7 protein-coding genes and 5 tRNA genes are annotated in these 12,025 nt (G+C 40.4%); 11 read left to right on the top strand and 1 reads right to left on the bottom strand.

Translation table 11 applies throughout. From position 1 onward, the window contains the following. Positions 1–49: 49 nt before the first annotated feature. The 9 genes from FRX54_RS06130 (at position 50) to FRX54_RS06090 (ending at position 5,537) form a co-directional block, all read left to right on the top strand. A tRNA-Thr gene (locus FRX54_RS06130) sits at positions 50–122 on the top strand. An 8-nt stretch (positions 123–130) separates the two neighbouring features. Next, positions 131–202 (top strand) — tRNA-Gly (locus tag FRX54_RS06125). Positions 203–208: 6 nt separating this feature from the next. Beyond that, positions 209–294 (top strand) — tRNA-Leu (locus FRX54_RS06120). 5 nt (positions 295–299) lie between these two features. Further along, positions 300–373: transfer RNA gene (locus FRX54_RS06115), tRNA-Arg, on the top strand. A gap of 7 nt (positions 374–380) precedes the next feature. Continuing rightward, positions 381–454: transfer RNA gene (locus FRX54_RS06110), tRNA-Pro, on the top strand. A 107-nt stretch (positions 455–561) separates the two neighbouring features. Next, a complete protein-coding gene (gene hisS, locus FRX54_RS06105; protein ID WP_146462122.1) occupies positions 562–1,839 on the top strand; it encodes a histidine--tRNA ligase in 1,278 nt (425 codons plus the stop codon). A 110-nt stretch (positions 1,840–1,949) separates the two neighbouring features. Next, entirely contained in the window at positions 1,950–3,698 is a 1,749-nt protein-coding gene (aspS, locus tag FRX54_RS06100; protein ID WP_146462120.1) for an aspartate--tRNA ligase, read from the top strand. Continuing rightward, entirely contained in the window at positions 3,691–4,635 is a 945-nt protein-coding gene (locus tag FRX54_RS06095; RefSeq protein WP_146462119.1) for a YitT family protein, read from the top strand. Before aspS ends, FRX54_RS06095 begins: the two co-directional genes overlap by 8 nt. 11 nt (positions 4,636–4,646) lie before the next feature. Beyond that, complete coding sequence (locus tag FRX54_RS06090; protein ID WP_146462117.1) at positions 4,647–5,537, top strand: YitT family protein; 891 nt, start codon at positions 4,647–4,649, stop codon at positions 5,535–5,537. Positions 5,538–5,561: 24 nt separating this feature from the next. Here FRX54_RS06090 and argS read toward each other — a convergent pair whose 3' ends face one another. Further along, a complete protein-coding gene (gene argS / locus FRX54_RS06085) occupies positions 5,562–7,253 on the bottom strand; it encodes an arginine--tRNA ligase (protein WP_146462115.1) in 1,692 nt (563 codons plus the stop codon). Positions 7,254–7,439: 186 nt separating this feature from the next. On the opposite strand from argS, the gene mutS reads away from it, so the two are divergent. Together mutS and mutL are read left to right on the top strand one after the other, a co-directional pair. Continuing rightward, a complete protein-coding gene (mutS, locus tag FRX54_RS06080) occupies positions 7,440–9,983 on the top strand; it encodes a DNA mismatch repair protein MutS (RefSeq protein ID WP_146462113.1) in 2,544 nt (847 codons plus the stop codon). 87 nt (positions 9,984–10,070) lie between these two features. Further along, the gene (gene mutL, locus FRX54_RS06075) at positions 10,071–12,017 is read left to right on the top strand and encodes a DNA mismatch repair endonuclease MutL (RefSeq protein WP_146462111.1); all 1,947 of its coding nucleotides are present in this window, start codon (positions 10,071–10,073) and stop codon (positions 12,015–12,017) included. Positions 12,018–12,025: the final 8 nt, after the last annotated feature.

The raw sequence follows: 12,025 nt of genomic DNA, 5'->3' as shown, positions 1-12,025 counted from the left end.
CGAGGCGTGGGGGTTCAAGTCCCTTAACCCGCATATAGTATAATAATAGGCCGGCTTAGCTCAGTTGGTAGAGCATCTGATTTGTAATCAGAGGGTCGCGTGTTCAAGTCATGTAGCCGGCATAGTAGTTGCGAACGTAGTTCAGTGGTAGAACACCACCTTGCCAAGGTGGGGGTCGCGGGTTCGAATCCCGTCGTTCGCTTGAGGGGCCGGGGTGGCGGAACTGGCAGACGCACAGGACTTAAAATCCTGCGAAGGGTAACCTTCGTACCGGTTCGATTCCGGTCCTCGGCATAGTAGCACCCTTAGCTCAACTGGATAGAGTACCTGACTACGAATCAGGCGGTTAGAGGTTCGACTCCTCTAGGGTGCATAGTTATCGGGAAGTAGCTCAGCTTGGTAGAGTACTTGGTTTGGGACCAAGGGGTCGCAGGTTCGAATCCTGTCTTCCCGATTATTATAATTGAATGGTGGTATTAACCATCTTTTTTTATTTTCAGATGTTGTTTATTATGATAGAATGATGATGACAGTAGGTTAATTGTTTAGAAAGATAGTGAGATGAAATTACAAAAACCAAAAGGGACTCAGGATATTTTGCCTAAAGAGGCAGCTAAATGGAATTATGTGGAAAATAAGGCTCGTGAACTATTTGCCCAGTATCATTATGGTGAAATTCGTACGCCTATGTTTGAACATTATGAAGTAATTAGTCGTTCTGTAGGTGATACAAGTGATATTGTCACCAAGGAAATGTATGATTTTTATGATAAAGGGGATCGTCATATTACCTTGCGTCCAGAAGGGACGGCTCCAGTTGTTCGCTCTTATGTGGAGAATAAATTGTTTGCTCCTGAGGTGCAAAAGCCAGTTAAATTATTTTACATGGGTTCGATGTTTCGTTATGAGCGGCCACAAGCAGGGCGTTTAAGAGAATTTCATCAGATTGGTGTAGAGTGTTTTGGGTCGTCTAATCCTGCAACGGATGTTGAAACGATTGCGATGGCTTGGCATTTGTTTGAGAGTTTAGGAATTAAACAAGTTAAGTTACATCTGAACACCTTGGGTTCATCTGAGAGCCGTCAGGCTTACCGTCAGGCTTTGATTGATTATCTTTTGCCTTATAAAGAGAGTTTGTCTAAGGATAGTCAACGTCGTTTGGAAGGAAATCCTTTGCGTGTTCTTGACAGTAAAGAAAAAGAAGATAAGATCATCGTAGCAAATGCACCATCAATTTTAGATTACTTGGATGAAGAGAGTGCAAACTATTTTGAAACGGTTCGTCAAATGTTGGATAGTTTGGGTCTGCCTTATGAGATTGATAATCGGATGGTGAGAGGTCTAGACTACTATAATCACACGATTTTTGAATTTATTACAGAGGTGGATGGTAATGAGCTGACAATCTGTGCTGGTGGTCGTTATGACAAGCTTGTGGACTATTTTGGAGGCCCAGAAACAGCTGGTTTTGGCTTTGGTTTAGGGGTTGAGCGTTTGTTGCTCATTTTGGATAAATTAGGGATTGAGTTGCCTGTAGAAGATAGTTTAGACTTTTATCTCGTTGTTTTAGGAAATGAAGTAAATGGAAAAGCCTTGGAAATAGTTCAAGCTATACGTCGTCAAAGCTTTTCAGCTGAACGTGATTATCTTAATCGTAAGCTGAAAGCTCAATTTAAATCAGCAGATAGCTTTAATGCGAAATATATTTTGACCTTAGGAGAAAATGAGGTTGAAACAAATCAAGCCACTCTTAAAGATAATCAAACTAGAGCAGAGGTGGTTGTTGCTTTAGATGAATTGATGACGAATTTTGCTCAAGTAATTGAAAAATTGAAGTAGGGATCAAGGGATTAGTCCTTGAAAATGAAAGAAACTTCCGCCAAAACAGGTGGGAGTTTTCTTGTCTTTGTGGTAAAATAGAAACAAACACTTGAAATGGAGATAAAGCTATGAAACGCTCGATGTATGCTGGTTTAATTCGTAAAGAACATATTGGACAGGAGGTGACGCTCAAAGGTTGGGTTGCTCGTCGTCGTAACCTTGGGGGATTGATTTTTATTGATTTGCGTGATCGTGAAGGTCTAATGCAGTTAGTTATTAACCCGGAAACAATTTCGGCAGAATTTTTGCCTTTAGCGGAGCAGTTGCGTAGTGAATATGTGATTGAGGTGACTGGTCAAGTTGTGGCTCGTGAGCAAGCTAATACAGATTTGCCAACTGGTCAAGTTGAGTTGCAAGTTAGTCAGTTAACTATTTTGAATACGGCTCAAACAACACCATTTGAGATTAAAGATGGTGTGGAAGTTAGTGATGATACTCGCCTACGTTATCGCTATTTGGACTTGCGTCGTCCAGAAATGCTGGGTAACTTGAAATTGCGTGCCAAGGTGACACAAAGTATTCGTCGTTATTTAGATGATTTGGACTTTATTGATGTAGAAACACCAATTTTGACGAAATCAACGCCAGAAGGAGCTAGGGATTATTTGGTACCTAGTCGTGTTAACCAAGGGCATTTCTATGCTTTACCACAAAGTCCACAGATTACAAAACAGTTGTTGATGAATGCGGGATTTGATCGTTATTATCAAATTGTCAAATGTTTCCGTGATGAAGATTTGCGTGGGGATCGTCAGCCTGAATTTACTCAAGTCGATTTAGAAACATCTTTCTTATCAGAAGTTGAGATTCAAGATTTGGTTGAGGGCATGATTGCTAAAGTCATGAAAGAAACTAAGGGAATTGATGTAATCTTACCATTTCCACGAATGGCCTATGACCATGCCATGAATGTGTATGGTTCTGATAAGCCTGATACGCGTTTTGAGATGCTGTTACAAGATGTGACAGAAGTAGCTAAAAAAGCAGACTTTAAGGTGTTTGCTGAAGCTGAAGCTGTTAAGGCGATTGTGGTTAAAAATCATGCGGATGCTTATTCACGCAAGGATATTGACAAATTAACGGAGCAGGCGAAGCAATTAGGGGCTAAGGGATTAGCTTGGTTGAAAATGTCTGAAACGGAGTTGACAGGGCCTATTGCTAAGTTTTTAACAGGTATTGAGCAAGAGTTGGTGACAGCCCTTGGTCTGTCAGCCAATGACTTGGTTTTATTTGTTGCTGATAGTTTAGATGTGGCAAATGTGACCTTGGGTGGTTTACGCACACGCATTGCCAAAGAACTGGGCTTGATTGATGAATCACTCTTCAATTTCCTTTGGGTTGTTGATTGGCCGATGTTTGAGTGGTCAGAGGAAGAGGATCGCTATATGAGTGCCCATCATCCATTTACCTTACCAACTAATGAAAGTAGTCATGAGTTAGAAGGTGATTTGTCCAAGGTTCGTGCGATTGCTTATGATATTGTTTTGAATGGCTATGAACTTGGTGGGGGTAGCTTGCGGATTAACCAAAAAGCGATGCAAGAGCGTATGTTTAAAGCACTAGGCTTTTCTAAGGAAGCAATGTATGAGCAGTTTGGTTTCTTGTTAGAAGCGATGGACTATGGTTTCCCACCACATGGCGGATTGGCTATTGGACTGGATCGTTTTGTCATGCTTTTAGCTGGTGAGCAAAATATTCGTGAAGTCATTGCATTTCCAAAGAATAACAAGGCAAGTGATCCAATGACACAAGCACCTAGTCAGGTTGCTCCTGCTCAATTAGCTGATTTAGCACTTCAAGTAGAAAACCATGATTAAAAAAACAACTTTTCGGAAAAAAATCAGGTTTGTCATCAAACGCTGGGCTAAGAAGCATGGATTTTTAAGGGTATTGAATAGTATTTCAAGAGAGAAGTATGCTGAAAAAATTTCAGCTTCTCTCTTTTATGCCCTTTTATCTAGTATTGCAGTTAATTTTTTCTTTCAACCAGGTAATATTTATGCTGGTGGCTTAACAGGGTTATCGCAGATTCTTTCAACCTTGAGTGAGCGTTTGTTTGGCTTTAGTTTATCGCTTGCTTTGATTTATTATATGATGAACATTCCTTTGTTTCTCCTTGCTTGGCGTCATATTGGCCATAAGTTTACTATTTTTACCATCATTGCAGTTAGTATTAGTTCTATTTTCATTGAATTGATGCCAGTGGTATCCATTACCCAAGACCCGATTATCAATGCAATATTTGGTGGCCTGTTTGTAGGTTTAGGCGTAGGTTATAATTTGCGTAATCAGGTGTCTGGTGGTGGAATAGATATTATTAGTCTGTATGTACGGAAAAAAACAGGGCATGAGGTTGGTAGTATTACCCTGCTAATCAATGTGATTATCTTGACCGTTGCAGGTGTATTATTTGGTTGGCAACATATTCTTTATTCGATGCTATCTATATTTGTTTCAAGTCGAGTGACAGATGCTGTTTTTACCAAGCAAAAGAAAATGCAAGCCTTGATTATTACCAGTCATGCGGATAAGGTGATTGCTATGGTGCATAAGAAATTACACCGAGGAGTGACGTGTATCAATAACGCTGAAGGGACTTACAATCGTGAACAGAAGTCCGTTTTAATGACGGTTATTACTCGTTCAGAGTTTACGGAATTTAAGTATTGGATTAGAAAAACAGATCCAAATGCCTTTGTGTCGGTGTCAGAGGATGTTCGTATTATTGGTCGTTTTGTTGATGACGAAAGTTAAGAGGAGCTTCTATGAGTCATTACGAATCACAACTTAAAATCAAAAATTTTATTTTTATTACCTTGGGTGTTGCTATCTATGCTTTTGGCTTTGTTAAGTTTAACATGGCCAATCACTTGGCTGAGGGTGGTGTAGCAGGTATTACTCTTATTTTAGATGCTTTATTTAAGATCAATCCAGCTTATAGTACCTTCTTGATTAACCTGCCCTTGTTTATTCTAGGAGCTAGGGCTTTTGGTAAACGTTCCTTGATTTTGACTATTTATGGTACGGTCATGTTGTCTGTCTTTATCTGGATTTGGCAGAAAATTCCTGTGACGATTGATTTGCAAGGGGATATTTTGATCGTTGCCTTGTTGGCAGGGATTTTTGCAGGAGTTGGGGCAGGTATTGTCTTTCGCTTTGGGGCGACAACTGGTGGGACAGATATTATTGGTCGAGTGATTGAAGCTAAGACCGGTCGTCAAATTGGTCAGACCTTACTTCTGATTGATATTTTAGTGCTGTTAGGTTCTCTGACCTATATTGATATTCGTCAAATGATGTACACCTTGATTGCCAGTTTTGTGTTTACACAAATTTTGACAGTAGTGCAAAATGGTGGTTATATGATTAGGGGAATGATTATCATTAGTTCACAATCAGAAAAGATTGCTAAGACCATTTTACAAGAAATCAATCGTGGTGTGACTTATCTTAATGGTCAAGGTGCTTTTTCAGGTCAGTCGCAAAAGGTGCTTTATGTGGTCTTAAATCCTAGTGAGGTATTAGATGTCAAACATATAGTGGCTGATATTGATCCAGATGCCTTTGTGTCTGTTTTAAATGTTGATGAGGTTGTTAGTTCGGATTTTAATATTCGTCGGAAGAATTATGGTAAGGATTTAGATATTAAAAAATAGTGAAAGATTATCTTCCACTATTTTTTACATTTCATTTGGAGCTTCAACGCCTAGTAAGGCTAGGGCTTCTTTTAGTACCACTGCTGTTGCAGCAGCAAGAGCCAAGCGGCTATCGCGTTGATCATTGTCTTCTAAGATACGAACATGAGCATAGTAACGATTAAAGCTTTGAGCGAGGTTAATCGCAAATTTAGCGATGATTGAAGGTTCATAATGGTTGGCAGCTCGTGTGATAATGCGTGGGAAATCTTGAAGCAACTTGATAATCTCCCAGCTTTCCGTATCAGAAAGCGAATAGCGAGCTGATGGTTCAAAAGTGAAATCAGCTTTACGCAAGATAGATTGGATACGAGCGTGAGCATATTGAATATATGGCCCAGTTTCTCCTTCAAAAGATACCATGGTGTCAAGGTCAAAATCATAGCCATTCAGACGGTCAGATTTGAGGTCATAGAACTTGATAGCACCCACACCTACTGCATGAGCAACGGCTTCTTTATTGGCAAGGTTTGGATTTTTGTTGTCAATTTGTGTCAAGGCACGGTTGACAGCTTCTTGGATGGTTGGTTCTAATAGGATGACATTTCCCTTACGAGTCGAGAGTTTTTGACCGTTTTTCGTGACAAGTCCCATAGCAACATGGACAATGTCTTCACTCCAATCATAGCCCATTTCAGCTAGGACGGCTTGTAGCTGTTTGAAGTGGGCAGATTGTTCTTGTCCAACGACATAGACTGCTTTAGCAAAGTCGTATTGACGTTTGCGATAAAGTGCAGCAGCGAGGTCACGAGTGATGTAAAGGGTTGCACCATCTGATTTTTTAATCAAGGCTGGGTGTTCAATGCCATATTTTTCAAGATTGACTACCTGTGCACCTTTTGATTCTTGTAATAGTCCTTTTTGGGATAGAATTTCTACGACTTCGTCCATCTTGTCATTATAGAAAGCTTCACCGTTATAACTGTCAAAAGTCACATCAAGTTCTTTATAGATACGGTTGAATTCTACCAAGCTCTCATCACGGAACCATTGCCAAAGGGCAGTTGCTTCTGGATCGCCATTTTCTAGTTTTAAGAACCAATCTCTAGCTTGTTCGTCATATTCAGGATGTTCAGTGACAGCTTCGTTGATACGAACATATAGTTTGAGCAATTCACTGATAGGGTTGGCTTTGACTGCTTCTTGGTCGCCCCAGAGTTTGTAGGCGACAATCAAGAGCCCAAATTGCTTGCCCCAATCACCAAGGTGGTTGATTTTGACCGTTTGGTAGCCGATTTTTTGGAAAATGTTAGATAGGCTTTCTCCAATAACGGTAGAACGTAGATGGCCAATTGAGAAAGGTTTAGCGATGTTAGGACTAGACATATCGATTGCGATGGTTTGTCCTTGACCAAGGTCTTGCTGACCGTAATTTTCACCAGCGTCTAGGACTTCTTTAAGCACTTTACTAGATACACCAGCTTTGTCAAAGAAGAAGTTAAGATAAGGCCCTACGGCTTCAACTTTTTCAAAGGCAGTTTGATCGAGTTGCTCGACCAACTCACTAGCAATGGCTTGCGGGGCTTTGCGAAGTGTTTTGGCTAAGGTAAAGGTTGGAAAAGCTAAATCTCCCATATCAGCATGTTTGGGTTGTTCTAGTAAATTTGCAATACTAGCTTCATCCAAGTCGGTGATGATCTTGGCAATTTCAGTAGCGACAAATTGTTTATTGCTCATGTTATTCTCCTTAATAATCGATAAGATAACCTTATTTTATCATATTTTTAAGTAAATAGAAGTGAGCATAGCCTAATATACCTATTTTCTTGAAAATAAGGTATAATTAAGGGTAATAGATGAAATGAAAATGTAGAGTTAGGGCAAGCTTGGTTTTGCTCTTTTTGCAACATTAAAGGAGTGACCATGGCTAAAGAAAAACTTTCACCAGGTATGCAGCAATATGTGGCGATGAAGGCTGAACATCCGGATGCTTTTTTGTTCTTCCGTATGGGAGATTTTTATGAATTATTTTATGAGGATGCGGTTCAAGCAGCACAACTTTTGGAAATCAATCTAACTAGTCGTCACCCTAATGCTGAAAATCCCATTCCTATGGCTGGAGTGCCTCATCATTCTGCTCAGCAATATATTGATACCTTGATTAGTTTAGGGCATAAGGTAGCGATTGCTGAGCAAATGGAAGATCCTAAGCAAGCAGTTGGTGTGGTTAAGCGGGCGGTTGTTCAGGTGATTACACCAGGAACAGCAACAACTAGTGACAATGGCAATAATTTTTTAGTGACCATTGATCAGCTAGATAATGAATTTGGCTTAGCTTATATGGATTTGTCAACGGGAGAGTTTGCTGTTACCAGCCTACCAGATTTCTCTGCCATTCGTAGTGAAATCTTGAATTTACAAGCTCGTGAAGTGGTTGTTGGTTTTGATTTGACAGAGGAAGAAGAGACTATTTTGACCAAGCAGATGAATTTGCTCCTTTCTTTTGAAAAAGAAGTGAGCGATGATGTTCAACTGCTTGATGTCAAACTACCACAGATTGAATTTTTAGTCGCAAGTAAATTGCTCAACTATGTCCAAAAAACGCAACGTCGTCCCCTTAGTCATTTGCAACCAGTTGTTCATTATGACATCAGAGATTTTCTTCAGATGACTTATGCAACCAAGGCTAGTTTGGATTTGGTTCATAATGCTAGAACAGGTAAGAAACATGGTAGTCTGTTTTGGCTTTTGGATGAAACCAAGACAGCTATGGGCATGCGTCTTTTGCGAACTTGGATCAATCATCCCTTAATTCAAGTTCAGGCGATTGAAGAACGACAGGCGATTATTCAAGTTTTTCTAGAACAGTTTTTAGAGCGACATGATTTGACCGAGAGTTTTAAGGGGATTTATGACATTGAGCGGTTAGCTAGTAAGGTTTCTTTTAGTAAGGTTAATCCTAAAGACCTACTACAACTAGGTCAGACCCTACGTCAAGTGCCTTTAATCAAGGGGATTTTGGCAAGTTTTGATAGTCCTGTCTTGGCTCCCTTAATCAATCAGATAGACACTCTGCCAGAGCTGGCAGACTTGATTGAGTCGGCTATTGCTGATGACGCCCCTGCTGCGGTTAGCGAGGGGAATATCATTAAAACAGGATTTGATGAGCAATTGGATAATTATCGTCGTGTTATGCGTGAGGGGTCGAGTTGGATTGCTGAGATTGAGTTAAAAGAACGACAGGCAACGGGTATTAGTAGCTTGAAGATTGATTACAATCGTAAGGATGGCTACTATATCCATGTTACCAACTCTCATTTGGCTGCTGTGCCAGATTATTTCTTCCGTAAGGCGACCCTTAAAAATTCAGAACGTTTTGGAACGGCTGAGTTGGCTAAGATTGAAGGCGATATGCTAGAGGCACGTGAAAAATCAGCTTCTTTGGAATATGATATGTTTTTAAGTATTCGTAAAGAGGTTGAAAAATATATCCAGCGTTTGCAGGATTTGGCTAAACAGTTGGCAACAGTTGATGTCTTACAAGGTTTGGCTGTGGTCGCAGAGAAGTACCATTATGTTCGTCCCCAGTTTAATCAAGATCAAGTGATTGATATTGTCAATGGTCGTCATGCTGTGGTGGAAAGAGTGATGGGGGTGCAAGAATATATCCCCAATAGTATTCAGTTTGATACAAAGACCAGTATTCAGTTGATAACTGGACCAAACATGAGTGGTAAATCAACCTATATGCGTCAATTAGCCCTAACAGCTATCATGGCTCAAATTGGTTCCTATGTATCGGCAGAGGCTGCCAATCTTCCGGTCTTTGACGCTATTTTTACCAGAATTGGAGCGGCAGATGATTTGATTTCTGGGCAATCAACCTTTATGGTTGAGATGATGGAGGCCAATCAAGCTCTAGAACAAGCTAGCTCCCAGTCCTTGATTTTATTTGATGAATTGGGTCGTGGGACTGCTACTTATGACGGTATGGCTTTAGCTCAAGCAATTATCGAACACCTTCATGAGAACATTGGGGCTAAGACCATGTTTGCTACCCATTATCATGAATTAACGGCCCTGGCAGATCAACTTGAAGAATTGGTCAATGTTCATGTAGCTACCCTAGAAAAAAATGGTGAAGTGACCTTTTTACATAAGATTAGTCCAGGCCCGGCAGACCAGTCTTATGGAATCCATGTGGCCAAGATTGCAGGTTTGCCAAAAACGCTCCTGCAACGAGCTAATCATATCTTAACGGATTTGGAGGCGAATTCAGCTCAATTAAAAACCAGTGAGTCAGCTAGTCAGCTAGTCATTAAAGATACCACTTCAGACCAGTTGTCTTTATTTGATATTGCCCCACATGAGCAAGAAGTCATCAAGCAACTACAAGAGATTGATGTCATGACCCTTACCCCTATGGAGGCAATGAACATTCTTTACGAACTTAAAAAATTAGTTTAGCGTCAAGTGGTGAATAGCCGCTTGATTTTTTTGCCTAAGGAGCAAGTGATTTTATGCTATAATAGTTGTAATTATAGGGAGGCGAGCATGACAAAAATTATTGAATTACCAGAGGTTTTGGCCAATCAGATTGCTGCTGGTGAAGTGGTTGAGCGACCAGCCAGTGTGGTTAAGGAACTAGTGGAAAATGCCATTGATGCAGGCAGTCAGCAGATTACGATTGAGCTAGAAGAATCAGGTCTGAAGAAGATTCAAGTCACAGATGATGGTGAGGGTATGAGTTCAGAAGACTTATTGCTGAGTCTGCGTCGTCATGCCACCAGTAAGATTAAAAGTCAAGCCGATTTATTTCGTATTCGCACCTTGGGTTTTCGTGGCGAGGCCCTTCCTTCTATTGCGTCTATTAGTCGTTTGACCATTAAAACAGCTCAAACAGACGCTCTTGTTGGTAGTCAGTTGGTTGCGATTGGTGGGAAGATTGATGGCCAAGAACCGGTCACTACACCAGTGGGAACTAAGATTTTAGTGGAGGATCTATTTTACAATACCCCAGCTCGACTGAAGTATTTGAAAAGTTTACAGAGTGAGCTGAGCCATATTGTTGATATTGTCAATCGTCTTAGTTTAGCTCATCCAGATATTGCTTTTACACTTGTCAATGAAGGTCGAAAATTGTTGAGTACAGCTGGTAAAGGCGATTTACGACAAGCCATTGCCGGTATTTACGGTATCAATACTGCTAAGAAAATGGTGGCAATCAGTCATAAAGACCTTGATTTTGAGGTTTCTGGTTATGTCAGTCTGCCAGAATTAACCAGAGCCAATCGCAATTACATCACGATTCTACTGAATGGGCGTTACATCAAAAACTTTCTGCTCAACAGAGCGATTTTAGATGGTTATGGATCTAAACTCATGGTGGGTCGCTTTCCATTAGCGGTGATTGATATTAAGATTGATCCGTATTTAGCTGATGTCAATGTTCATCCAACCAAGCAGGAAGTTCGGATTTCCAAAGAGAAAGAATTGATGGCTTTGATTTCACAGGCTATTGAGGAGAGTTTAAAGGCTCAGAGTTTGATTCCTGACGCTTTGGAGAATTTAGCCAAATCAAGTACTCGTAAAGCAGACAAGCCTGTCCAAACCAGTTTATCTTTACCGTCAAGTAAACTCTATTACGATAAAGAACGTCAAGATTTTTTCATGGAGCCTGCTAATCAAATAGAAGAAAGCCTACCTTTACAGGAAGTTGACAAGCTTGATAGCTCTGTCAAGGACACGACTACGGCTAGCCAAATCAAATATGCCACTCGAACAACAGCCCAATCTGACAACCACGAACATCCAGACTTAGATTTAAGCAATAAATCCCAATTCAATCGTTTAGTAGAACGTTTAGAGCATGAGGAAACTTCTAGTTTTCCTGAATTGGACTATTTTGGTCAAATGCACGGCACCTATCTCTTTGCTCAGGGTCAAGGTGGTCTGTACATCATTGATCAACATGCCGCTCAAGAACGTGTCAAATACGAGTATTATCGTGAGCATATTGGACAAGTTGACAGTAGTTTACAGCAGTTGTTAGTGCCCTATCTTTTTGAGTTTTCGCCGGCAGATTTTCTAACATTACAAGAAAAAATGCCACTGCTCAATCAAGTGGGTATCAATCTTGAACCTTATGGCGAACACACTTTTATTTTACGTGAGCATCCCATTTGGTTTAAGGAAGAAGAAATTGAATCAGGCGTCTATGAGATGTGTGACATGTTGCTTTTGACCAATGAGGTGTCCATAACAAAATATCGTGCAGAATTAGCCATTATGATGAGTTGTAAACGTAGCATCAAGGCCAATCATCGTTTAGATGATTATTCGGCTAGGGACTTATTGGTTCAGCTATCTCAGTGTCAAAACCCGTATAACTGCCCACACGGTCGTCCAGTTTTGGTGAATTTTTCTAAATCAGATATGGAAAAAATGTTCCGTCGTATTCAGGAAAATCATACCAGTCTGCGTGAATTAGGCAAGTATTAAAAATTCCA

It is taken from the genome of Streptococcus sp. sy004 (assembly GCF_007859205.1).
In the GTDB taxonomy this organism is placed as follows: Bacteria; Bacillota; Bacilli; order Lactobacillales; family Streptococcaceae; genus Streptococcus.
Note: the sequence above shows the minus strand (reverse complement) of the source record. Positions and strands in the feature narration are given on the sequence as shown.